Here is a 23902-nt window from a genome sequence, read left to right as displayed (position 1 = left end):
TTTCCCCTCAGACTAATTCAAAGCTTACCTAAGATGAGAGAACACTATCAACGCCATCAAAGTTACGATAGTTTCTTACATAACAATTATCAAATTGACTTTATCGACATTATTCCTCCCGACGGTTGGGAAATAAAAAGACTGCAAGATATTTTCTATCCCGCTTTGGCTTTTGAATTATTACCCTACAACGAGCAAACCAAAAAATATCAGTTTGAATATCGCGTAGACGACTATCGCGATCGCACCGAACAAATTGAATTAAGTTATGTATGGGATAAAGCCCTAGAACAACTAGCTAGTCGCAAAGATTTAGCTCAAGCTTTAGATGAAAAACTAAAAAGTGCGATCGCAGATTTAACCCAAAACCCCCACCAATGGAATGATTACTATCTGCCTAAATTGCATCAGTTTGAAGCTAAAGTAAAAAGCCTACCTAAATCAGATCCCAACTACTTATATATCAAAACTGTCATTGGAGTAGAAGCCACTACCGATAGCCCCAGACAAGAAGGAATTATTAATCGTTTCTGGAAGAAAATGCAGGAGGTAGTGCGGGAAGAAATGGCAAAACAAAAACAACAGCAACAACAAGTATTAACTACTAACTCTCAAGATAATCCTGCTTTATTAACAGCAGATAGTTCTATAGAACCCCCTTCAGATAATCAAGAAATAAATCTAGTACAATCGGATATCAATGAAATAATTGATGCGGAAGAAGTAGAAAAGCAAAAGATAGAGACAGCTAGAAGAAAACCTTTATCTCTTGAAGATTTAGAACAATTAGAAAGGCTAGATAATCTTTTAGATAAGGGAAGAATTACCGAAGCAGAATATCAAGCTTTCAAACGAGATATATTTGGTAACTAAAATACCTACTACCTACTACCTACTACTTATTACCTACTCTCTGTTGCCTGTTGCCTGTTGCCTATTCTCTCTATCTATTAAATTTCATGCCGAATATATTTAACATCTTTCCACCTACTTTAGTTTTCCTAACAGTTTTACTAGTTATCGTACCAACGATTTTAGCGATTATACTGCGTCATACTTTGTATCGCTATTTAATCGACTCTGCCAATAAAGTATCCCGCTTATTAACTTTCGATAGTCGGGGAAAACAACCGCAAATTGTTGAAGACTTAGAAGCTAGATTTAGACGCGCTAGCTTAAACTTAGAGCAAGTTAATACAATGGCTTTAATTGATGGTTTATATAGTCAAGAAAAATTAAACTTTTTTGGTATATCTCTTCGTTGCGAACAGTGGGACTATTTTTGTAAAGCACTACCAAATTTATTGTTAGCTTTTGGTTTACTCGGCACTTTTATCGGTATTAGTTCTAATTTATATAATCTGAGTCAAACTATTAACCAAACTACTACGGATGTCGATAATTTAGTTTCTCAACTGCAAACACCCTTACAAAACATGGGTATAGCTTTTTCTACTAGTTTAATAGCAATATTTTGTAGTTCAATTTTAATTATAGTTAACCTACGCTGCAATACTAACTTTGCTAAATCCTGTTTAATTAGTTCCCTAGAAGATTATCTCGATAACATTTTTAAAATAGATATCCAAGGAGATACCCGTTTAGATAAAGCAGTCGATCGCATGGTCAAACAACAAGAAGAATTTCTCAGTCGCTTTCATGAAAAAGTCGGACAGGTATTAGAAATAACTTTAGGTAATGCTGCTAACAAAATGGTTAATGCTAACCAAGATTTCCAGAATAATGTTAACAATATGGTTAGTAGATTTAATGATATTTCTGGTTCGATGGCTGCTAGTAGTAGTAGCTTTCAAGAATCAGCTAGAATTTTACAAAACCAAACCGAAACTGTCAAAGAAGTAGTTCCGCAATTTACTAATAGTGTTGGACTAATAGCTACAGCTTCCCAAGTATATTTTAGTGGTGCTGAAAAAATAGAAAATAGCAAGTTTTCCGATAACTTAGAAAGCATTACCAGCGATCTTGCCGATACCTATAAATCCTTTTCCCAATCAACAGCTTTTCTGGGAAATCAAGTACATAAAATAAGCGAAAATAACCAAAAAGCTACCGAACTAGCCGAAAGAGTTTACAGTCAAATGGAAACAGCCTCTAGCCAGATTCAAGATAGTTCTCTTGGTTTTATAGAAGCAGCCGAAAGCTTTAAAGAAACTGACTTTGCTGATAAACTAACTACTGCTACTAACCAACTAACTACTATTCCCCAACAATTCACCGAATCAACCCAAATCTTACATCAATCTAGCGATACTTTAAGTAAGGCGATCAAAAACCTCAATACATACACTCAAGTAACTAATACTTTAATTAAAAATACTAACGATCTCAACCAAAAATCTACAGAATTGTTAACTATAAGCGATCGCAATGTACAGCAAGAAATCACCGAATTAAATCGCATGGTTAATGTTTTAGTTCAACACAAACAACAAGTCAACAATAGCTTAGCTAACTTCGGCGCAAAAATACTAACTAACTTCCAACAGCAAAGCCAAGAAAATATCAGCCAATTACAAAACCTCAATACAGGAATCAAAAATAGTTCCCAATCATTTCAACTCTCTCAAGTAGAACTAAGCAAATTAATTACCACTCTTGACAACTACCAAAACAAATTCAACTCTATCAACTCAAATTTAAACGGTATTGGAATGACAAGCGATCGCTTACTCAAAAACTTCGAGCAAAAAGCCGACAACAATACCCAAAACCTAACTCGATTAATCGCAGAAATTAAAAATCTAATCGATGAAGTCATTAGTCGTTAGTTATTAGTTATTAGTTGTACTCATTACTCATTACTTATTACTTATCTCTCATCCTTCAAAAAATGTCTCGACGTTCCCTTTACACAACTCAAGCAACAACAGAATCAAATAGTATCGAGCGATCTTTTAGCGATTTAATGTCCAATGCTTTTATGATTCTTAGCTTCTTATTATTACTAGTACTATTCCAAGCCCAAAAACTCAATCAAGATCTCACCAAAGCAAATAAACGCTTACAGTCAGCCTCACCAATAGTTATCGATGAAAGTTCGGGCAACTATAAATTCAAGTCGGGAAGTGCCGAACTAAACCCTCAACTAAAATCCCATATCATCAATAACATAAGCCCCGAAATCAACAATATTTTACAAACAAGAGAAATAGATTTTATTCAAATCATCGGACATACCGATGGAGAAGGAATAAACAACAATAGTAATTTAGATAAAACCTTAGAACTAGTGGCACAAGGACAAGAAACAGTCAACAAACTTTCTGCTGGTTCAAATGCCGATCTGGGATTAATGAGGGCTTTAGCCGTAGTCCAAGAATTACAAAAAACAGGACTTAAAAACGTCGAATTCAGGGCATATTCCGCCGCACAACTATATTTACCTTCAGGAGAATTAGCCCCCGTAAATCGACGTGCTGATGAAACTAGACGCAGAATAGAAATACGCTTTATTCCTCCTGGTCAATCTAAATAAATATCATAAGTTTTTCATTGCCTTTTACTTATTACAGATTTTTATTATGGTGTTATGATATCAATTTTTTGTTTCACGCAAAGACGCGAAGACGCAGAGTAAGAAACGCTAAGATCGCAATAACTTTTTATATTAATTAAAAATTATCTTTCATCCCTCGAATGCGCCCAAACACCCTAGCAGGTTCGGTAATTTTAGCCGCAGCTTGAATGGCAGGATCGTCCCAACGTAAAAAAGGATTGGTTTGTTTTTCAATTTCCAATAAAGAAGGAACAGTAGCAATTCCTTGGCTGCGAGCTTGTTTGACTTCTTGATATCGTTTTTGTAAGGCTACATTATCCGAGTCTACAGTAACGGCAAATTTCAGATTGCTTAAAGTATATTCGTGGGCGCACCAAATACGGGTATTATCGGGGAGTTGGCGCAGTTTGCCGATCGAATCTACCATTTGAGCGGGAGTACCTTCAAATAGCCTGCCACAACCTCCAGCAAAAATTGTATCCCCACAAAACAATTCTCCCGTTTCTTTGTCTGATGTAGGAGGAAAATAATAGGCAATGTGAGCGCGGGTATGTCCTGGAACAAAAAATACTTTGCCCGTACGATTAGCAAATTCTACTGTATCGTCTTGCTTTAAAAAAACCTGTTGGTGAGGTATTCTACCTCTATCTTCTGCTCCACCATAAACGATCGCATTGGGAAAATGCTCGATTAATTTTTTATTACCCCCCACGTGATCGTAATGATGATGGGTATTAAAAATAGCAATTAGCTGACAGTCTATTTCGATAAGATAGTCTAAAACTGGTTTGGCTACCGCTGGATCGACGACTGCTGCTATTTTTTGTTCTAGATCGAATAAGACAAAAATATAATTGTCGGCTAAAACGGGAATACGTTTAATTTTCATTTTGAAGTAATTAGAATAGCTGTGGATCATTCAGAATTAACTGAAAGGTCGTAATTTCCTTCCATAATGAGCTTGGGTTTGACATAGAGATTTTCTAACAACACCCCCATTCCCGCAATCCAAGGAGGAACAATTAACGCTCCAATAATGCCCAATACTTGCGCTCCACCCAATACGGCGAGTAACTGATAGAGAGGAGAAACTTTTACCGAACTTCCTACGAGTAAGGGATCTAATAAATAGGTTTCCAAATTTTGAACGATGACGAATAGCAATAGCACCCAAACAAAAGTTAAACCGCCTTGAGAAACTGCCACAATCAAAGCGGGAATCGCGCCTAAAACAGGACCAAAAAAGGGAATCAAATTGGTAAAACCTGCTATTACTCCCAAACCCAAAGCTAATTCTGATAAACCCAAAAACTTTAGGCTGACACTAATAACTACTCCTAAAATACTGGAAACTACTATTCTACCTTGAATATACCCTCCCATTCTCTTGCCCACTGGCTCGATTTGCTCTGCCAGACGTTGATTCCAAGGGGCTGGAAAAAGGTTAATAATATCTTGTAATAGTTGTTTGGAATTAGAGAGCATATAAGCAGAAAGTAATAATGCCAATAAAGCTCCCAATACACTGCCAATAATACCTCTAGTGACGCTATAGGAACGGACTACTAATTGCTGGCTCGAACGAATTGCCCAGGAAATCAATCCTTGTAAATCTAAAAGCTGGTTAATTATATCTGGTGCTGGAGTATCATCCATTCCCAAACGAAGAATTAAATCCGACAAAAGCGATCGCAATGCTTGTAAATAAACTGGTAATTTCTCGATCAAACTTTGAATTTGTTCGACAACTGTAGGACCAACGATCAAGCCAAATAAAGTCAAAGTAGCAATCAAACCGGCATAAACCAGCAAAACTGCCAGAAATCTTGGTATTCCTATTTTTTGAGTCGTATTAACTATAGGGGCGAGGGTAGCAGCTATCACCACCGCAACCATTAACGCTACGATTAGACTGCGTAATTGCCATAGCAAAACTAACAGCAACGGCAGGAGAATGAGCAGGAAAATATTAGTAATGGAAAGAGAAATTCGATTATTGTTCATTGAGAAGATGGCGATCGCTCTAAAAAATAAAACTCAAACTATTTAAACTAAAGATAGTTCGATGGTTTCTCCCGATTGAGGATCGATCGCTTTAGTAGAAAGGTTATTTTGCTGCAAAAGCTGGCTGAATTCTTCTACACTACCATCTGCCTTGAGAATCGAGATCAATAAACCCGAAAAATCAATATCTCCCCCCGCAGCAGTGGACAAAATCACCTGGGGATTGAGCCACTTACATAGCTGTAATGCCGTCTCTTGTCCTTTAATAACTGCTCCAATCAAGGGTAATTTAAGATTAATAATTGGTGTAATAATTACATCGATAGGTGCAGCATTTTTCAGAGAATCATCGTGGTAGCCGTGAGGTTCGTAATAAATGCTTTTGTTTGATTCTAAGCCTTTAATGATATAACCATTTTCCTTTAAAGTAGGACCAATGGGAGAGCCTGGTACGGCTTCAATGGATACTTGCGAGCCTAGTTTAAAGCTTTCACCAAAATCTAGAGTTGTTACTGTAGTATAACCAAACTCTTTGACTACTTTTGCTCCATTAGGGGAAGCTACTACAGGGATTTGTTTGTCTAATTTTTTTAGGGTAGGGGGATGGGCGTGATCTTCAAGCCCTTGAGAGATAAGAATGAGATCGATATTTTCGGGAATTTCTCTTTGGTTATTTTTTTTACCTCTAAACAGCCAAGTGGCATTGCCAAAAGTCAGTTCTCCCACTAACCAAGGATCGAGTAAGATGCGTTTGCCATCAAGTTCGATTAACCAAGAATTACTATCCAAATACGTCAGATTCATCACAATCGTTTCTTATACACTATCTATATATTGTAAATATTTGTTAAGAGATTGCACGAACTAGTTCTTAGTTTTTAGTTTTCAGCGGGCATTAAGGGGCATAGTCATTAGCTTAACCCGAACTGAAGTTAGTTACTGACGTTACGCATAAGAACGAAAAATCAATAGTTAAGGGTGAAAGTTGTTAGTTGTTAGTTGTTTCCTGGATTCACCATCTAATGCTTACTACCCACTACCAACTACCCACTACCCACCCTGACGATCGATTGGTGCGTAACATCAGTTAGTTACTATTTAGCCATGTCAAATAATAAAACTTCAGTCTCATTATTGGCATCCCCAGCATAAGCAATTGTAATTTCTGGTTCATCGATGATCGCTGCACCATCCCCTGCTTCGAGAGTGCGATCGCCTAGTAAGACTTTTCCTTTAGTTACTTGCAACCATGCAACTCTATTGGTTGCTATTTCGTGAGTAAGGCGATCGCCTTTGCTTAAAGCAGCGAGATATAAGTTAACATCTTGATGAATGGTTACCGATCCATCTCTACCATCGTTCGAGCCGACTAATTTTAGTTTTCCTTGTTTATCTTCAAGGGTAAAGTTTTTCTCTTCATAACTGGGTTCTAAACCAGTTTGATCGGGCATAATCCAGATTTGTAGAAAATGTACTGGATCGCTATTAGAACCATTGAATTCGCTGTGTCTGATACCCGTACCCGCAGACATCCGTTGTACATTGCCAGGGCGTATTGTCGAACCATTACCCATACTGTCTTGATGAGCTAACTCTCCTGAAAGGACATAGGAAATGATTTCCATATCTTGATGTCCGTGAGTGCCAAAACCTTTTGCGGGTATGACTTTATCTTCATTGATGACTCTCAAGCTGGCAAAACCCATATGGTTAGGATCGTAGTAACTACCGAAAGAAAAAGTATGTCTGCTATTAAGCCAACCAAAATCCGCTAAACCTCTTTCATCTTTAGGACGAATGGTAATCATATTTGTTTTACCTCCTTTGTTTTGCTTTCGATATACTTATTATGAATTAGATCTTTATAAAAGACAATATGATATTTTAAAGACATATTGTATCTATTTTTTCTACAATCATGGATAAATTTGCCAGCATGAAAGCATTTGTGGAAGTAGTAGAAGCGGGAGGTTTTGCCGCAGCAGCCAGAAAGATGGGAGTATCGCGATCTACAGTAAATAAGTTAGTTATTAATTTAGAAGACCAATTAAAAGTGCAGCTATTGCAACGCAGTACCCGCAAGGTAAATCCGACTCCCACGGGATTGGCTTATTACGAACGTTGCGTCAATATATTGTCGGAAGTCGCAGCAGCAGAAACCGAAATTTCTCAATTACAAAGCGAACCCAAAGGAACTCTAAGGATTAACGCGCCCATGTCTTTTGGTACTTTATATCTCGGCAAAGCGATCGCCGATTTTTTAGTCCGATATCCAGAATTACAAGTACAACTAACTTTAGACGATCGCTTTATCGATCCTGTTGCCGAAGGATACGATATTACCATTAGAATTGCTCGCCCAGAAACTTCTGCCAATCTGGTGGTTAAAGAGATCGCGCCTATAACCAGAACTCTTTGTGCTGCACCTAGCTATTTAGAAAAATATGGCACTCCCCAAGATCCTCAAGATTTAACTAACTATTCTTGTTTGCATTACGGTCATCTAGTGGCGGGAAATCAATGGATTTTAGAGTCGGGCGATCGCCAAGATCGAGTTACGGTCAAAGGTGCATTTTGTTCTAATAATGGGGAAGTATTAAAAGATGCTGCGGTGAAAGGCTTGGGAATTGCTTTATTACCTAGTTTTATTATTCAATCAGAATTAAATCGAGGAAATCTACAGAGCGTTTTACCAGACTTTCATCCTCCTGCGATCGATCTTGGTTTGGTATATCCCCTCAACCGTCATACCAATACCAAAGTGCAATTATTCGTCAAGTTTTTTCAGCAAAGATTTAATAACAGTGAGAGTAGTTTAGATCTTAAATTGTTGCAATTCTAAAACTGACGTTGAAAAAGATCTAAATCACTGCACAATACTACAAAGCTAAATATTCATAAATTCATTTAATCATTAATAAGTGCGATCGCTTTTTCAAGGAATTATAGCGATCGCTTTAATACTAGTATAAAAATATCTTGCGCGATGGATAGAGTAGGAGTGAATGGCTATTCGCCCGTTTGTAATGTGTTGCATTATTTAATCAATTTGCGATCGCAAGATTCGATCGAAAAGTTGGGTTAAGTTAAAAAATGATATGCTTCCATAATCAGTAAGTAGCAACAAGCGATCGCTAATTAAAACGTGAAAGTTCCTCGACTTCATCCAGACACCATAGAAGAAGTAAGACAGCGGGTTGATATTGTAGATGTCATTTCCGAGCATATTGTCTTGCAGAAGCGGGGTAGAGATTATTTAGGCTTATGTCCTTTCCATAACGAGAAAACCCCCAGCTTTAGCGTTAGTAAAGAAAAGCAAGTCTATTACTGTTTTGGCTGTCAAGCAGGGGGAAACAGCTATAAATTTCTGATGGAAATTGGCAATCAATCTTTTACAGAAGTAGTTCTCGATCTGGCGCGTCGCTATCAAGTAGAAGTAAAAACCGTCGAACCAGAACAAAGAAAAGAAATTCAACGACAGCTTTCTATTAGAGAAGAACTATATCGGATTTTAGCTGTAACTGCCAATTTTTACCAACACGCTCTCTATCAATCTCAAGGGGAAGGGGCTTTAGCTTACTTAAGAGAAGAAAGAAATCTAGAAGAGACGACAATTAAGAATTTTCAGCTGGGTTATGCCCCTGCGGGATGGGAAACTTTATCTAAATATTTGGTAGAAACTAAACGCTATCCCGTTAACTATGTCGAACAAGCAGGATTAATTAAACCGAGAAAAACTGGTAACGGATATTACGATGTATTTCGCGATCGCTTGATTATTCCCATCATGGATCTTAAGGGAAAAGTTATTGGTTTTGGTAGTCGCAGCCTCAAAGAAGAAGACCAACCTAAATATCTCAACTCTCCTGAAACCCCGTTATTTGATAAAAGTAAAACTCTCTTTGCCTTAGATAAAGCTCATACCAGTATTAGCAGATCGGACAGTGCGGTAGTAGTAGAAGGTTATTTTGATGCGATCGCTCTCCACGAAGCGGGAATTGATAATGCGGTGGCATCTTTAGGCACGGCATTTACCAAGAATCAACTCAATCAGTTATTGCGCTTTACTGCTTCTAAAAAAGTAATTCTCAATTTTGATGCGGACAATGCAGGAAAAAAGGCTACAGAAAGAGCGATCGGTGAAGTAGAAGATTTGGTTTATGGTGGCGTGGTACAACTGCGAATTCTTAACTTACCTGGAGGAAAGGATGCAGACGAATTTATTAGAAATGATGATCAAGGAGCAGTAAAATACTTTCAAGCTTTAGAAACTGCCCCTTTATGGCAAGATTGGCTAATTAATAGACTGATGGCAGATAAAGATCTCAAGGCTGCTGATGATTTTCAACGAGTGGCAGCAGGAATGATTAAACTACTGAATAAACTAAGGGATGCCAACCAACGCAACCATTATTTAACCCATTGTGCCGAATTACTCTCTCAAGGAGATGCCAGGCTATTATTGCAAAACTTAGCAAGTTTAAAATCTCAAACCAAAGCCGTTCGCCCAAACTATCAAAAAAAATCTTACCAGAAACAAAGCAAAAAGATTATTAGTGCCAAATTAACTATCGCTAACACTCCTGAAAGAGAACTTTTAGAACAAGCAGAAGCATTACTGTTAAGGATCTATATTCATCATCCCCGCTATCGGGAAAATATTATTGATCGCCTTGAAGAGAAAAACCTACTTTTTACTCTCCCCCACCATCGTTTTTTATGGCTGCAAATGGTCGATATTGAGGCAGAACTACCCGAAAGAACTTTTGGCGATACAAATCCTTTATTAAGAGAATTACACAACCGTAGTTTAGATTTTCCTGAAGACAAGCAAGTGGTAACCAAGATGTTCAATCTAGATGAAAAAACCCAACACGACCTATTTCGTGCCGATATTCGCATTGAGGAAGCCGTCGCTTCTTTGGAACAAGTAAACTACCAAAAACAAGAAATCTACTATACCAAACAACTAGAAAACCTCGATCCCACTACAGATCTTCAGCTAATGAAATACTATCTAGAAGAAATTCAAACTGCTAAAAAAGCGATCGAGGAACTACAGCAAAAACGTCTTAGCTCGACTGAATTTGGTATTGGTTAAAAAATTATTTTAAAAGTTGAAAGATATTATTCAATTCGGGGAATTATTAAAAATAAGAGGCATTAACAAAAATATTTTTACCTCAAGTCAATAATAAATAGATTAATTAACCGAGTACTATGGCGAAAATTAGAGTTTTATTAGTAGAAGATTCTGCTGTTGCAATTAATATTTATGAAAAAATACTTAATTCTTCTCCTCATGTAGAGGTAATTGGCAAAGCCAGTAACGGAAAAGAAGGTCTGGAGATGGTTACCCAGTTAAACCCCGATGTCATTTGTACTGACTTACAAATGCCTCAAATGGATGGTTTAGAATTTACCAAGCAAGTAATGGCAAAATATCCTACGCCTATCTTAGTTTTGAGTAATGCAGTACAAAAATCTGATATCGATAACATCTATGAAGTAATGAAAGCTGGTGCGGTAGATGTAATGGCAAAACCCCAAACTGCTTTTGGTGGCAGTACCGAATCCATGCAAAACGAACTAGTAATCAAAATTAGAGTTTTAGCTACTAAGAAAGTTAAAGCTATTCCTCTGGCATAACATTACAAAGACAAAGGAAAAAGGGTAAAGAGCGATTTTAAAAAGCATAACTACTCTTTACTCTTTACTCTTTACTCTTTACTCTTTACTCTCTAAGACGCTTCCGCCCTAGCTGCTGCTGCTTCGTCGGGGTGAATGCCCAAACGAGTTAAGTTAAGACGATTCTTTTGATCGAAACCGCGTATTTTGACGACGATCTCGTCTCCTACAGCGACTTCGTCGTCTACTTTACCGACTCTACCTTCTGCTAGTTGGGAAATATGAATCATGCCTTCTTTACCTGGCAAAATTTCCACAAAAGCACCAATATCGATAATTCTGGTAACTTTACCCAAGTAAACATCCCCTTCATTCAGTTTGCGAGTAATATTAAAGACCATTTTTCGCGCCATTTCTGCTTTTTCGGCTTCCACCGCAGCAATAATAACTTTACCGTCGTCTTCAATATCGATTTTCGCCCCAGTTTGCTCGGTAATTGCTTTAATAGTTTTACCTGAAGGCCCAATTACCATACCAATCAGTTCGGGATCGATCTTCATGGTTAATAATCTGGGTGCGTAGGGGGATAATTGCTGGCGAGGTTCGGCAATAGCTTTGAGCATTTCTTCTAGGATATGTATCCTGGCGGGTAAAGCCTGTTGAATAGCTTTGGCAATTACTTCTACCGATAGACCAGTAATTTTCATGTCCATCTGTAAGGCTGTAATTCCTGTATCTGTCCCTGCTACTTTGAAATCCATGTCTCCTAAGAAATCTTCAATACCTTGAATATCGGTCAGAATTCTTACTTCATCTCCTTCTTTAATTAGACCCATTGCCGCACCGCTGACGGGTTTGGCTAAAGGTACTCCTGCATCCATCAAAGCTAGGGTAGAGCCACAGACAGAACCCATAGAAGTCGAACCATTGGAGGATAGAACTTCGGAAACCACCCGCAATACATAAGGAAAACTGTCGGCACTAGGCAAAACAGGGATCAAAGCTCTTTCTGCTAAAGCACCATGACCGATTTCTCTCCGTCCAGGCGATCGCATGGGTCTAGTTTCCCCAACGGAATAGGGAGGAAAATTATAGTGATGGAGATAGCGTTTTTCGTCTTGAATAGTCAGATCGTCGCTGGTGTCTTGTGCGTCTCCCGAAGTGCCGAGGGTAGCAATAGAAAGTACTTGAGTTAAACCCCGTCTGAATAGTCCGCTACCATGAACTCTTTGGGGAAGAATGCCAACTCTCGAAGATATGGGTCGAACTTGGTCTAGTTTGCGACCATCAACTCTAACGCCATCGTCGATGATTTGACTCCGCATCAGCTTTTTAGTTAGCTTTTTAAAAGCGTTGTCGATCGCTTTGGAATCTTCAGCCGTAGCCACTGCAATCGGGTCTGTTTCGGGCAATTCGGCGATCGCATCAACGATCTTAGTTTGTTTAATTTCGTCTAAAGCATCGTCGCGAGTCTTTTTGTCAAAGTCGTACTGAGAGAGAATTTTCTTGATATCTTCAGTAGCGCGATCGCTGATAAAATTAATTAGACTTTCATCTTCTTCTGGAGGCTCAACCTTGACTACTTCCAAATCCAAATCTTTGAGTAGTTTTAACTGAGATTCGATTAATTCTTGAATAGCTTCATAGGCAAAGTCAATCGCCTCGATCATATCTTGCTCTGGTAGTTCATTTGCTCCTGCTTCTACCATCACAATCCCGTCTGGTGTACCCGCTACGACAATATCGAGATCGCCTTGTTTGATTTCTTTATAGGTAGGATTGAGAATAAAATCATCTCCTACTAATCCCACTCTTACCGCAGCCATTGGCCCTTGAAAAGGTATCTCTGCCAGCAAGACAGCTACAGAAGCACCCGTTACAGCCAAGACATCTGGTGGTACGTCTTCGTCTAGGGAAAGAGTAGTAGCAACAATTTGAATATCGTCTCGCAACCACCCAGGAAACAAAGGACGGATCGGGCGATCGATCAATCTACTAATTAAAATTGCTTTTTCCCCTGGTCTACCTTCCCTTCGGAAAAATCCTCCAGGAATTCTTCCTGCCGCATATTGTTTTTCTTCGTAATCTACAGTTAAAGGTAAAAAATCTATTCCTTCTCTTCCTTTCGCTCTCGTAGCAGTTACCAAAACTGCCGTATCCCCTGACTCTACTAGTACCGACCCCCCTGCTTGTGGTGCGAGCAAGCCTACTTTGAGTCTGATATCACGACCATCAAAGGATATGGACTTGTCAAATTCCTGCATTAATTACGTTCCTTATTTTTTCGCTTCTTTTTCTCGTTGCTAGATCCTAACACTATCTGAATTACTAAAGAACTTATCTACAATCAAGATCTAACTAGAGTTTTATGTATATTTTTAAAGTTAGTTTAAGACAAGCAAGGCTGTATTAAGAGTATAAGTAAAGTTGATGTTACGTACTACAATCAAATCTATTATTCAGGATTTGGTTTGGATCATTTTTGAAAGAAGGAATATATAAAGCAATATAGAGTAAGGGCATTAAAGATGATACAAATACACAAATGTTTTCTATTTTATAGTTTTCTTACTGTAACATCTGGTTTAGCTGTAATAACTCTGGCTTCTGCAAGCCTAGCTATTCCTCCTTCTACTGATTGGAGCATCAGAGGAACAGGTCTTAGTAGCTCTGGAGAATGCTATAGAAGAGCTCGTCGAGCAATGGAGGGAGAAAATCTCAGAGATATAAGGACTTCAGGTGATAATGGCTTCAAAGGTGAAATTCGTTCAACTCGCGCTTATATTATTTGCCAAGATAATGGTGGCAGAGCTTACATATTTTGTGCGGGAGATATCTCCAATAGAATTTGCGATAACTTAGCCCGATACATGAAGAAATAACCTACAATTGAGCATTAGTAATTAATCATTATCTGTCTTAAGTAAAAATTAAAATAATATAAGTGGAATTATTTACATTGTTAGTTGGTTAAATTCTTCAACTAATTCCATACAAAGTTGATTGATTTTTTCTTGGTTAACTCTATGGGGAAGAACTGAATTTTCATAGCTTTCTTCTAATTGAGAAAATAGACGTTCCGCTTCTGCTAAAACAGTATCGTAATCAACATTACCCAAACGAATATTTAATAGTTCTTCGGCATCGATACCGCGACGATCTACGTTAATTTTGCCTGTTGTGAGAATTTCATTGCCCATTCTCACTAATCGTATACAATGGGCTGCGTGTTTTGAATCGAAACCACATTTTGCTTCCAATGCCGCTCGTTTGGGATTGCGATTTTTCAGCCAAGATTGATAGCTTTTCCAATAATGTAAGTCTTTACGATATTCTTGAGTGCGACGCAAAATTTCCATATAGCGATCGCTTGCTTTGGTTAAATTTTGAATATAGGGATAGAATTCTTGGGGTATGGGATTGTTACTAATTACTCCTTTAAAATCAATGCGATCGCTAATTATTTCGTATAAGTCTTGTTGTTCTTCAACATATTCGATGCGATCTTTAATCAGCATCCATAAGAAAGTAAGAAAAGCATTTTCTTCGGACTTATCAAAGACGGATTTATCAGTTAATTCATAGTCTTCGGCGACTGGCTTTTTGGTAGGAGGATTTAACAGCCATTTGCGATGACTTTTAATTTTACGTATTTGAGCGTAAGCATAACCAGAATAGCTATGTTTGATTTTTTTACTTAAAAATAAGTCCCGATGGGCAATTAATTTTTCGCCCATAGTGGGGTGAATATATTCATAAAATTCAGGAGATTCAAAGAGTAATTCTAAAATATTGGGGTTAGCATCCCTAGCTAATTTGAGATATTTTCTTAGCTCGTAGTAAACTAAATCTTCAACTCCATTGAGAACGGGAAAACGTTCCGAATCTTCGTCCCAGCCTTTATCTTTCTGTTCGATAACTTTGAAGCCTAAATAATATTCTTTGGGAGCAATAAAAATACCCTTATAATCTAAATCGGAACTATCAGTATTAATTCCATAACTGTGACTGCCTACTTTGGTTAATAAGATTGCTCGTGCTTCAACTGCTGTTCGATCCATTATCTTTAAATATTAAATAAATAAAAGCTAATTGTTAAATAATCTATTCTTGCTGAGAATGCTTATTTGGTCTTATTTTTGAGCCATACATTCTACTATAAACATAAGTAAATTCTGCTCCTAATAGAATAATTTGGGCGGAATAATATACCCAAGCTAAAAATACAATTAAAGAGCCAGCCGCACCATATGCCGAGCCGAGACTACCTCTACTTATATACATCCCAAGGAGAAATTTACCAAAGATAAATAACAAAGCGGTAATGATCGAGCCGACAAAAACATCTTTCCAGGTAATTTTGACATCTGGCACATATTTAAACATTAAGCCAAACAAAAAAGTCAGCAAACCCAAAGAAACAATAAAATCTAAATTTTCCCAGAGAATTTGCGAACCTGGTAAAAAATCTACTCGATATTTACTCACAGTAGTAACAACGGTACTTAAAATCAGCGACAGGATCAGCAAAAACCCGATCGCTAAGACCATGAGAAAAGAAGACAATCGCTTTCGTAAAAAGGGTAATATTCCTTGTCCTGGTTGGGGTTTAACTTTCCAAACAGTATTCAGAGCATCTTGTAATTGGGCGAAAATTCCCGATGCACCCAACATTAATACTGCAATACTAATCAAAGAAGCCAAACCTCTAATTCTGGGTTGACTGATATTATTTAAGGCAGTCAAGATAGGCTTTACTCCGTCTTCTCCTACTAAAGTAGTTAATTGCTCGGTAATTTGTGCTTGAGCCGTGTCAGTGCCGAAAAACGCTCCTGCAATAGCGATCGCAATTACTAATAGGGGAGAAATGGAAAAAACCGTATAGTAAGCTAAAGCCGCAGCAATCCGTGATGCCTTGTCTTGTTGCCATTGTTGAAATGTTTCTTTTAATAGTCGTCCGACTTTAGGTAGATTCATCTACAGTAATTTTATCGATCTAAGTGTATTTATCTGGGTTTTAAAGACAATATATAAGTTTTTGATCAAGAAAAAATGTCTTTCCCGATGATTTTGGATAAAGATTTTACTAATTTGTATCTAGTCGGAAAATACAAGCGAAGCTAGGTAGTAGTATATACGGATATAAAAAACTTTTTAATCTCGATCGCTGTTAAATTTCTCAATGAATTTTAAAAATCTATTTTTTACTACTCTTGCGAGTGGAGTTTTATTTTCTGTATTTTGCCAAAACAATATTGCTCGTGGAGAATCCCACCAAAATCAGACCTTAAATTATCAAAAATTGATCGCACCAGACTTCAATGTATTTGGCGATCGCAGTATAACCCACATCTTAATTGGTGGCAGAATAATTACTCAATTTTCTCCTAGAAATAGTCAGGGGGAAAAAATAGAGCTGCAGCAATTATCCACAGAACTAGGTTACGATCATTTTAACTGGGTAAGCTATGTCGAAACCGATCCTCATGGTATTGTCGATAGCCAAGGAATTCCCCTCTCTACTCCCTACAACGATCCCCCCCAAGGCGGCTATAGATACGATCGCGCCGATCGATTTCCTTTCTATTGGGATGTAGTGGATTGCGATCGCTGCAAACAACGCCACCACATTCAAAATTATAATAATTCCCAACAATTCAACCTAGTATTTGAAGATGCTCCCGCAGATTATCGGCTTCAGCCAGGAGAAGCGATCGAATTTATTACCAATCTAGTCGGAGTTAAAAAACTAGATCGAGAGCAATATCAAACAGAATGGGAAGTAATACACACTTTTCGCTGGAAATTAACTTATCCCAAACCCCATCAGAGTCAAGTTTCGATTGTTGATCATAATGTTCTACTAAACAACATATCTCCTCAGCTATTAAACATGATGGTATTGGATGGAGCTATATTGCCTACTTCTGTTAGAGTATCGAATTCCCTTTAGTAATTAATTTGGGAAAAACTAAGGTATTAGACACACTAATACCTTGGTATGATTTTAGGTCGTTATAGTCTGGTATCTGTGGGGGCGACACCAGTAGTCAAAAAGCTTGCTGGATCAATGCTTTAGCCGCTTTAGAAAAAATCGAAAACACCCTAAGTATAAATGACTAAAAAAAAGAGGACTGCTAGAAAAATCCTCGTAAATATACTGTTGTAATACTTTTAAATATATTAGATGATAACTCTTGTTACTAGATAAAGCGATCGGTATTAATCAGTTTTTTGTATTGGCTCGGTTAAAAATACGCTTCAGAACCAACCAATTTCTAATCTTGCTCCACAACCCAGTTAAATTAGCTGGGTTTTTTCTTATTCAGTTCATATTGTAACTCTTACTACTAAAAACTTGCCATAATTTTAATCGTTTTATTTTAGCGAATTCAGCTTAAAGCTTATATATCAAGAGATTTACTAGTTAAACAAAAGCTAAAGTGCCATTACCTTCAGTTATTCGACCAATTTGGCAAGCAACAATGTTTTTGGCTTTAAACCACTGTAAAACTCGATCTGCTTGATGAGGAGGAACTATAACCACAAAACCAATGCCCATATTAAAGGTATTAAACATCCCTTCTCTTTCGACTTTGCCAGCCTCCGCCAACCAATTAAAAATGGGAGGAATTGTCCAACTGTCTAGTTTAATTTCTACAGATTGATTTTCTCCCAAACAACGGGGTAAGTTTTCGGGCAAACCTCCTCCTGTAATGTGTGCTAAACTGTGAATCTCTAAATCTGTAGCTAATAATTCTAAAATTGGTTTGACATAAATCTGGGTGGGAGTAATTAATTCTTCTCCCAAACTCTTACCGCCCAAAAGATCGGGAGTATCAGACCAAGAATAGTTGCCTGTTTCAATAATCTTTCTTACCAAACTAAAGCCATTACTGTGTACTCCCCCACTGGCTAGTCCTATAGCGATATCTCCTACTTCTACCTTTGAACCATCAATTAGCTTGCTTTTTTCTACCACGCCCACACAAAAGCCTGCTAGATCGTATTCTCCTAGTTGATAAAAACCAGGCATTTCGGCGGTTTCTCCACCTAAAAGAGCGCAACCACTCAAACGACATCCTTGGGCAATTCCCGCTACTACCTCAGCCAATTGTTGAGAGTTTAGTTTGCCCGTAGCTAGATAGTCTAAAAAGAATAATGGCTCTGCCCCAGCAGTTAGAATATCATTAACACACATTGCCACTAGGTCTATACCTACAGTGTCGTGGCGATTTAATTCTTGAGCAATTTTCAGCTTAGTACCGACTCCATCCGTCCCAGAAACTAGAACAGGCTCGCGATAGCCAGAAGGCATCTGAAAATAGCCTCCAAAGCCCCCCAATCCTCCCAAAACTTCCGATCGCTTGGTACTTTCTACACAGTCACGAATTTTAGTGACAAAAGAGCGTCCTGCTTCAACATCAACACCAGCGTCTTTATAGTCCATAAGTAATATCGTGCAAATAAAAGTAACTACTAAATTGAATGTGGGTAATATTCGCGAACCTATTTTGCTTTCCTACCGATTTTGAGCGAGCAAAACAATGTCAAAAGCCAGCTAAGTCGGAACTATTTTTTGGTTAATAGCTACCTTAGATAAAGCAAGTCAGATGGGAATCTAGCTGATTTATAGTTCGAGGATGAAACTCGATCTGTTTGTCTAGATTACGAGTGATCGCATCGCTCTTGACTTGACCCTATCTTGCAAGTAATACCCCAGATATTTTACCGATTTTTGGCACTTTTACAATTTATTTGCCAATTTTTTAATTCTTATTTATTAAAACTTTAAATTTAATTTGGGTGTTTGCACAATTATCCCATCGCTTTTTTTACTTTTATTATTAATATTAATTAATATTAATAACTTTTTAAAACCAAAACTAGAATATATAAATATTATGAATATTCTTTTTTCTACAAGTAAACTGTCCTTTTTGGCATTTACTTTAACAGCTTTAAATTTAATATTTTCTTCAGATATAGCTACAGCAAAACCCACTTATAAAACTGTCAAACCTCAGTTAAAAGTATCTTCCTTAAAGTCTCAAGACAATCAATCTCTGGACTTACATCTAACTTTGTCTCGTGGTATTGCCGACACAAATAATATAGAAGTATTTGCGTCGCCCGATAAACTCGAACTATCAACCAAAAAATTGACGATTCCCTTAAAAAATCCATCACAAATTACTAGGACTTTTTCAGGACAAGCATCCTGGTATGGTCCAGGATTTCACGGTCGTCGTACTGCTAATGGCGAAATATACAACCAAAATGCCTTTACTGCTGCCCACAAAACTCTTAGATTTGGCACGAGAGTTCGGGTAACTAATCTCAATAACGGTCGTTCAGTAGTAGTGAGAATTAACGATCGCGGGCCTTATGCTAGAGGTCGAATTATCGATGTTTCGGCTGCTGCTGCTAATTCTTTAAGAATGGTATCATCTGGCGTTGCACCCGTTAGAGTCACTATTTTAGGCAGATAAAATTATACTTTAATCGATCGCGATCGCTTTCATTCAAATATCTAGTAGCTAGGCTAGAAATAAGTTTTTTAAACAAAAGTTTTGACTAAAAAATGAAACTAAAATCAATTCTGTCTGGCAATTTTATGTTTATTAATTTTTTTGCTTGCTTGGCGATCGTAATTTTATTGACTAATTTAAAATCAGGTTTGGCCAGTGAATGTCCTCATAGTAATTTTATGGTTGTTGATGGAAAATGTATTAATCTAGATCCGCAAATGAAAACCAAGGAGAAAACTAAAGTAGATAATCCTTTATCCGAAGTAGATGAATTAACAGGTTCTAGTTTAGCAACTTATGCTTCCTTACTATCTTTAGTGGCTGGAGGTACGGCAGGATACAAATTTTTGGTTAGAAAGTGAAATGATCAATTAAGGGGAAAACATTACTATCTTTTTTGGTGATGTAATTAAAGTGTTTGAACTTAAAATTTTGTCGAATCTATTAAATAAATTAGCAATTTATTTGCCTAAAGTTAATTCCTCTTTTTTTCCTAAGATGCCTTGGGGTCGCCAAATCATTAATAACATTAAAATCAAACCAATGACCATTACCCGAAACGCGCCTTCTTCAGCACTACTAAACCATCCTAGCTTTGGTAAATAAAAACGAGTTAGAGCATCATAAGCCCAAAAAACGATCGCTCCTAAAATTGCTCCTGGATTATTTCCTGCACCGCCCAAAACTACCATTGTCCAAACATTGAAAGTAACTAAAGTCTCAAAATTACTAGGATAGATAGTAGTCAATTGCCAAGCATAGAAAGTCCCTGCCAAACCTGCGATCGCGCCACCCAGCATAAACGCTTGCAGCTTATACCAGAAAACATTTTTACCCAAAGCTGTTGCTATTTCTTCGTCTTCTCGGATGGCTTTGAGGACTCTTCCCCAAGGAGATTTTACTAGTAGCTCTAAACCCCAATATACTGCTGCTACCGCTATTAATACTAAAAGCATCAACCCTGCTTTGTAGTTGTAGTCCAAGAGAGCAATGCAGCCATTGATATAAATGGTCAAAATAATTCCTATGCCGATGATGCCCCAAATAATTAAGCTATAAATTTTAGTTGGTTGGTAGCTTTTTCCTTGAATTTGTCTCCCTTCGCGAAATTGCGCTCGCAATCCTTGCCACAATTGCCAAGCGGCAAAGATGGCTAACAAAGTTAAAATACCGATTAACAAATATTCTTGTAACAGATTAGGTTCAAAACGATCTAAAGGCAGAGGGAAACGCTGGATGCCGAAAGAGCCTTTAGTTAGCCATTCTTCGTTAAGAGCAATTAAGCGTAGTAATTCGGAAACTCCTATAGTTACGATCGCTAGATAGTCTTCTTTGAGCCTCAAAGTAGACATACCAATTAATAACCCCAACAAGGATGCGATCGCAATTCCTGCCACAATCGCTAAAATTAAAGGTACGCCTTGAGAACTTAGTAATACGGTGGCGTATGCGCCTACAGTCATAAAAGCCACATGACCGAAATTGATCAAACCAGCAAAACCCCATTGCAGATTTAATCCCAAAGCAAACAGAGAATACAAACCAACATAGATTGTCAGAAAAACTAAATAGCCAACCATTGATAACCTATAACCTATAACCTGTAACTTATAACTTATAACCTACAAACTATTAATGACCAATAATCCCTACTTTCTAACTAGACAAATTAAACCAACAAAGCGATGTAGCGCGTTGCGGAAGGGCTGTTTCTGTGGGTTTCCCGCAGGATTTATAAGCCCTGTGGTCTGTGACCTGTTGTAGCGACTACATCAAGAAGCGATTCAGTGCGGACTCGGACGGGGCTTTTAAAGGGCGGAACCTGCGTCCGCCCACAGCCCCTTCGCTTTCCGTCGATAAGCAACTGAATCAAGAAGCGATCGCTTTAAAATTACTAAACAATAATCTTAAATTAAAATTTACGCCAGTACAAAATCCACTTCATCAGCACCGTCAGTTGCACCCTGCCCGCTAACTAGTTTTTCGCCGTTAACTTCTACAGCAAAGTCAGTACCATCTAGATTGAGATTGTAATCGGTAGCATCTCCTGTATACCCAACACTAGCGACCATTTTACGACCTGCGTCAGTATATTTAAACGCCATCATTTGGTTTTTATCTTTTTCGTTATCTTTTGCCCAAATCACCATGTATTGTTCGTCTTGATATTCAAATACTTTGGGAGAACGGGTGGGAACATAACGACCAGGATTACCAAAGCTTTTATCTAAAAAGTCTTGTACGGAACTAGGTTCGACTACAGCATATGCTACTTCATCAGCAGCAACTTCTTCTACATCGCCTTCTGCTTCATCGACAACTTCTTCTCGATCGCGGTTACGCATATAGTCAACCGCTTTTTTAGTCCCGATTGCGCCTACTGCTGCTACCCCCGCACCAAGCAAAATGTTACGTAGTTTACTCATGTTTTGTCTTGCTCCAAAATTAAGGACTATCCATCTTAGATAAATAACATATTTGTCGATCTTCTCAGACTATTTTCTTATTTTTTTATAGTTAATTTAGGGAAAAACTTTTGAGCAGTCTAATCTCAATCAGATTTAAAATCTAGACTTTTGATTGACTATTAGCATTACTTATGTGTAAAATAATACTTAAAATTATTTAATCTTTAGTTACTTTCCGCAACTTAAGTTAGCTCTAAGTCGGAAGGTTTAAGCCTAAAGCAATCATCAACTTCATCGAAAATAATAAATACTAAATAGGAGATACGAAACTACTATGGGAGATAAAGATTTTTTCTTAAGTCCTGATGACGCTATGACTATGGGTGATATCGAATATATGAGAAAACCCAAAAGAGTCAGAAAAACTTTTCCTAAAACTGCTAGTAACAAAGGTGCTTTTGAAGTAGAGATTGAAGTTTCCGCTACTGAAGATAGATCTAATATGTTTAAAGGAAACAATAACGCTCAAAACGTTGCTGCAAATACTGTATTCAACCCTACTCCCAGTACTCAAAATCAAGCTGGCATAACAGGAGGTTCTGCGGTTACTCAGACTGAATTTCAGCCTCAAACGAACTCTGCACCTGCACCCGCGCCTTCCCCAGAGGATCGCCGTAAAACCGATACTAGCATGGATATGTTCCGCAACATGGCAAAAAATATTCGTAGATAATATTTTTAAGGACTATGAATTAAGTCTTAGTTTGGGTGACTAATCTTTCAATTAAAAGCATATACATGAGGCGAATTATTACAGTTCGCCTCATTTTTTTGAGATTTTGTGAGATATGACAGAAATTAAATTACGATATTGAAGTTATTTATATTATGGAGTAAACAAATCAATGACCAATACGCAAACTAGAAAAGCCGATCACCTGCGTATTTGTCTAGAAGACGACGTACAATTTTGCAATCTAACCAATGGCTTTGATAAATATCGTTTCGCTCATACTTGTTTGCCAGAATTAGATTTAAGCGAGATTAATCTTAGTACTCAATTTTTTAATAAAACCCTTAATGCTCCTCTATTAATATCTTCAATGACTGGAGGAACGGAACAAGCCAAAAAAATTAATTGTCGTCTGGCTATAGCAGCCCAAAAACACGGTTTGGCAATGGGGGTAGGATCTCAAAGAATTGCGGTGGAAAACCCCGATACAGCCCATACTTTTGCCATCCGCTCTTTTGCTCCCGATGCTTTGTTGTTTGCCAATTTGGGAGCAGTACAGCTTAATTATACTTATGGTGTGGAACAGTGTCTTAAGGTAGTAGATATCTTAAAGGCAGATGCTTTAATTTTGCACCTCAATCCTTTACAAGAATGTATCCAACCCAACGGCGATACTAAATTTAAAGGCTTACTAGCTAAAATTAAACAACTCTGTCAACAAATAGATGTTCCCGTCATTGCCAAAGAAGTGGGTAACGGTATCTCTGTGGGAATGGCTACTAAACTCATCGAAGTTGGTGTAGATGCGATCGATGTGGCTGGTGCTGGGGGTACATCTTGGGCAAAAGTAGAAAGTGAAAGAGCAGAAAATAATCTACAACGCAGACTCGGTCAAACTTTTGCTGATTGGGGGATTCCTACGGCTGACTGTATTGCCGAAATTAGCAAGCAATATCCCAATTTGCCCTTAATTGCTTCTGGTGGTTTGCGAAATGGTTTGGAAGCAGCAAAAGCGATCGCTTTAGGGGCAGATTTAGCGGGTTTGGCTTTTCCTTTTTTAAAAGCTGCATCAGACTCAGAA

General features: G+C 37.8%; 20 protein-coding genes and 2 pseudogenes. 12 read left to right on the top strand and 10 right to left on the bottom strand.

Annotated features, from left to right (window positions below):
• The 3 genes and pseudogenes from AC33VI_RS13875 to AC33VI_RS13865 form a co-directional block, all read left to right on the top strand.
• Positions 1-873: pseudogene (locus AC33VI_RS13875) on the top strand (tubulin-like doman-containing protein); the annotation flags it as partial.
• Positions 874-959: 86 nt separating this feature from the next.
• The gene (locus AC33VI_RS13870) at positions 960-2789 is read left to right on the top strand and encodes a methyl-accepting chemotaxis protein (RefSeq protein ID WP_491782860.1); all 1830 of its coding nucleotides are present in this window, start codon (positions 960-962) and stop codon (positions 2787-2789) included.
• Between the two features lie 62 nt (positions 2790-2851).
• Positions 2852-3496, top strand: coding sequence for an OmpA family protein (locus tag AC33VI_RS13865; protein ID WP_491782859.1), 645 nt, complete (start codon positions 2852-2854; stop codon positions 3494-3496).
• Between the two features lie 136 nt (positions 3497-3632).
• On the opposite strand, the gene gloB is transcribed toward AC33VI_RS13865, so the two are convergent.
• The 4 genes from gloB to AC33VI_RS13845 all read right to left on the bottom strand — a co-directional run bounded on the left by gloB (position 3633) and on the right by AC33VI_RS13845 (position 7329).
• The gene (gloB, locus tag AC33VI_RS13860) at positions 3633-4406 is read right to left on the bottom strand and encodes a hydroxyacylglutathione hydrolase (RefSeq protein WP_491782858.1); all 774 of its coding nucleotides are present in this window, start codon (positions 4404-4406) and stop codon (positions 3633-3635) included.
• A gap of 26 nt (positions 4407-4432) precedes the next feature.
• Positions 4433-5521 carry an AI-2E family transporter gene (locus AC33VI_RS13855; RefSeq protein WP_491782857.1) on the bottom strand — a complete coding sequence of 363 codons (1089 nt, stop codon included), beginning with the start codon at positions 5519-5521 and terminating at the stop codon, positions 4433-4435.
• Between the two features lie 42 nt (positions 5522-5563).
• The gene (locus AC33VI_RS13850) at positions 5564-6325 is read right to left on the bottom strand and encodes an MBL fold metallo-hydrolase (RefSeq protein ID WP_491782861.1); all 762 of its coding nucleotides are present in this window, start codon (positions 6323-6325) and stop codon (positions 5564-5566) included.
• 290 nt (positions 6326-6615) lie between these two features.
• On the bottom strand, positions 6616-7329 hold the full coding sequence (locus AC33VI_RS13845; protein WP_491782856.1) for a pirin family protein: 714 nt from the start codon (positions 7327-7329) through the stop codon (positions 6616-6618).
• 110 nt (positions 7330-7439) lie between these two features.
• Here AC33VI_RS13845 and AC33VI_RS13840 point away from each other — a divergent pair, with 110 nt between their 5' ends.
• From AC33VI_RS13840 to AC33VI_RS13830, 3 genes are all read left to right on the top strand, one after another.
• Positions 7440-8363, top strand: a complete 924-nt coding sequence (locus AC33VI_RS13840; protein ID WP_491782855.1) for a LysR family transcriptional regulator — start codon at positions 7440-7442, stop codon at positions 8361-8363.
• Positions 8364-8666: 303 nt separating this feature from the next.
• A complete protein-coding gene (gene dnaG / locus AC33VI_RS13835; RefSeq protein ID WP_491782854.1) occupies positions 8667-10622 on the top strand; it encodes a DNA primase in 1956 nt (651 codons plus the stop codon).
• Between the two features lie 119 nt (positions 10623-10741).
• Positions 10742-11170: a response regulator gene (locus AC33VI_RS13830; protein ID WP_491782853.1), complete on the top strand. Its 429-nt coding sequence runs from the start codon at positions 10742-10744 to the stop codon at positions 11168-11170.
• A gap of 92 nt (positions 11171-11262) precedes the next feature.
• Here AC33VI_RS13830 and AC33VI_RS13825 read toward each other — a convergent pair whose 3' ends face one another.
• Positions 11263-13413 carry a polyribonucleotide nucleotidyltransferase gene (locus AC33VI_RS13825; protein WP_491782852.1) on the bottom strand — a complete coding sequence of 717 codons (2151 nt, stop codon included), beginning with the start codon at positions 13411-13413 and terminating at the stop codon, positions 11263-11265.
• Between the two features lie 264 nt (positions 13414-13677).
• Between AC33VI_RS13825 and AC33VI_RS13820 the strand changes: the two genes are divergently transcribed.
• Positions 13678-14031: a hypothetical protein gene (locus tag AC33VI_RS13820; protein ID WP_491782851.1), complete on the top strand. Its 354-nt coding sequence runs from the start codon at positions 13678-13680 to the stop codon at positions 14029-14031.
• 72 nt (positions 14032-14103) lie between these two features.
• Here AC33VI_RS13820 and AC33VI_RS13815 read toward each other — a convergent pair whose 3' ends face one another.
• Both AC33VI_RS13815 and AC33VI_RS13810 read right to left on the bottom strand, forming a co-directional pair.
• Positions 14104-15210, bottom strand: a complete 1107-nt coding sequence (locus AC33VI_RS13815; protein ID WP_491782850.1) for a nucleotidyltransferase domain-containing protein — start codon at positions 15208-15210, stop codon at positions 14104-14106.
• A gap of 43 nt (positions 15211-15253) precedes the next feature.
• On the bottom strand, positions 15254-16126 hold the full coding sequence (locus tag AC33VI_RS13810; RefSeq protein ID WP_491782849.1) for a YihY/virulence factor BrkB family protein: 873 nt from the start codon (positions 16124-16126) through the stop codon (positions 15254-15256).
• A gap of 205 nt (positions 16127-16331) precedes the next feature.
• Here AC33VI_RS13810 and AC33VI_RS13805 point away from each other — a divergent pair, with 205 nt between their 5' ends.
• Entirely contained in the window at positions 16332-17102 is a 771-nt protein-coding gene (locus AC33VI_RS13805) for a hypothetical protein (protein WP_491782848.1), read from the top strand.
• Between the two features lie 474 nt (positions 17103-17576).
• Here the strand turns inward: AC33VI_RS13805 and purM are convergent, their stop codons facing one another.
• On the bottom strand, positions 17577-18599 hold the full coding sequence (gene purM, locus AC33VI_RS13800; RefSeq protein ID WP_491782847.1) for a phosphoribosylformylglycinamidine cyclo-ligase: 1023 nt from the start codon (positions 18597-18599) through the stop codon (positions 17577-17579).
• Between the two features lie 760 nt (positions 18600-19359).
• Between purM and AC33VI_RS13795 the strand changes: the two are divergent.
• Together AC33VI_RS13795 and AC33VI_RS13790 are read left to right on the top strand one after the other, a co-directional pair.
• Positions 19360-19641, top strand: a pseudogene (locus tag AC33VI_RS13795) (septal ring lytic transglycosylase RlpA family protein); the annotation flags it as partial.
• Between the two features lie 125 nt (positions 19642-19766).
• Positions 19767-20042: a hypothetical protein gene (locus AC33VI_RS13790; protein WP_491782846.1), complete on the top strand. Its 276-nt coding sequence runs from the start codon at positions 19767-19769 to the stop codon at positions 20040-20042.
• A gap of 99 nt (positions 20043-20141) precedes the next feature.
• On the opposite strand, the gene AC33VI_RS13785 is transcribed toward AC33VI_RS13790, so the two are convergent.
• Positions 20142-21260 carry a branched-chain amino acid ABC transporter permease gene (locus tag AC33VI_RS13785; protein ID WP_491782845.1) on the bottom strand — a complete coding sequence of 373 codons (1119 nt, stop codon included), beginning with the start codon at positions 21258-21260 and terminating at the stop codon, positions 20142-20144.
• A gap of 339 nt (positions 21261-21599) precedes the next feature.
• Positions 21600-22106: a hypothetical protein gene (locus tag AC33VI_RS13780; protein WP_491782844.1), complete on the bottom strand. Its 507-nt coding sequence runs from the start codon at positions 22104-22106 to the stop codon at positions 21600-21602.
• 316 nt (positions 22107-22422) lie between these two features.
• Here AC33VI_RS13780 and AC33VI_RS13775 point away from each other — a divergent pair, with 316 nt between their 5' ends.
• Positions 22423-22821, top strand: a complete 399-nt coding sequence (locus tag AC33VI_RS13775; protein WP_491782843.1) for a hypothetical protein — start codon at positions 22423-22425, stop codon at positions 22819-22821.
• A gap of 172 nt (positions 22822-22993) precedes the next feature.
• Positions 22994-23902, top strand: a 909-nt coding sequence (gene fni, locus AC33VI_RS13770; protein WP_491782842.1) for a type 2 isopentenyl-diphosphate Delta-isomerase, incomplete at its 3' end; no start/stop codon positions are given.

The sequence above is a fragment of the Waterburya sp. genome, assembly GCF_058530065.1.
This window is presented reverse-complemented; position numbering and strand designations above follow the sequence as displayed.

Bases quoted from the DNA above. Each gene is read 5' to 3' on its own strand.
- AC33VI_RS13870 (WP_491782860.1), top strand. From the start codon at position 960: ATGCCGAATATATTTAACATCTTTCCACCTACTTTAGTTTTCCTAACA.
- AC33VI_RS13865 (WP_491782859.1), top strand. From the start codon at position 2,852: ATGTCTCGACGTTCCCTTTACACAACTCAAGCAACAACAGAATCAAAT.
- gloB (WP_491782858.1), bottom strand. From the start codon at position 4,406: ATGAAAATTAAACGTATTCCCGTTTTAGCCGACAATTATATTTTTGTC.
- AC33VI_RS13855 (WP_491782857.1), bottom strand. From the start codon at position 5,521: ATGAACAATAATCGAATTTCTCTTTCCATTACTAATATTTTCCTGCTC.
- AC33VI_RS13850 (WP_491782861.1), bottom strand. From the start codon at position 6,325: ATGAATCTGACGTATTTGGATAGTAATTCTTGGTTAATCGAACTTGAT.
- AC33VI_RS13845 (WP_491782856.1), bottom strand. From the start codon at position 7,329: ATGATTACCATTCGTCCTAAAGATGAAAGAGGTTTAGCGGATTTTGGT.
- AC33VI_RS13840 (WP_491782855.1), top strand. From the start codon at position 7,440: ATGGATAAATTTGCCAGCATGAAAGCATTTGTGGAAGTAGTAGAAGCG.
- AC33VI_RS13830 (WP_491782853.1), top strand. From the start codon at position 10,742: ATGGCGAAAATTAGAGTTTTATTAGTAGAAGATTCTGCTGTTGCAATT.
- AC33VI_RS13825 (WP_491782852.1), bottom strand. From the start codon at position 13,413: ATGCAGGAATTTGACAAGTCCATATCCTTTGATGGTCGTGATATCAGA.
- AC33VI_RS13820 (WP_491782851.1), top strand. From the start codon at position 13,678: ATGATACAAATACACAAATGTTTTCTATTTTATAGTTTTCTTACTGTA.
- AC33VI_RS13815 (WP_491782850.1), bottom strand. From the start codon at position 15,210: ATGGATCGAACAGCAGTTGAAGCACGAGCAATCTTATTAACCAAAGTA.
- AC33VI_RS13810 (WP_491782849.1), bottom strand. From the start codon at position 16,126: ATGAATCTACCTAAAGTCGGACGACTATTAAAAGAAACATTTCAACAA.
- AC33VI_RS13805 (WP_491782848.1), top strand. From the start codon at position 16,332: ATGAATTTTAAAAATCTATTTTTTACTACTCTTGCGAGTGGAGTTTTA.
- purM (WP_491782847.1), bottom strand. From the start codon at position 18,599: ATGGACTATAAAGACGCTGGTGTTGATGTTGAAGCAGGACGCTCTTTT.
- AC33VI_RS13790 (WP_491782846.1), top strand. From the start codon at position 19,767: ATGTTTATTAATTTTTTTGCTTGCTTGGCGATCGTAATTTTATTGACT.
- AC33VI_RS13785 (WP_491782845.1), bottom strand. From the start codon at position 21,260: ATGGTTGGCTATTTAGTTTTTCTGACAATCTATGTTGGTTTGTATTCT.
- AC33VI_RS13780 (WP_491782844.1), bottom strand. From the start codon at position 22,106: ATGAGTAAACTACGTAACATTTTGCTTGGTGCGGGGGTAGCAGCAGTA.
- AC33VI_RS13775 (WP_491782843.1), top strand. From the start codon at position 22,423: ATGGGAGATAAAGATTTTTTCTTAAGTCCTGATGACGCTATGACTATG.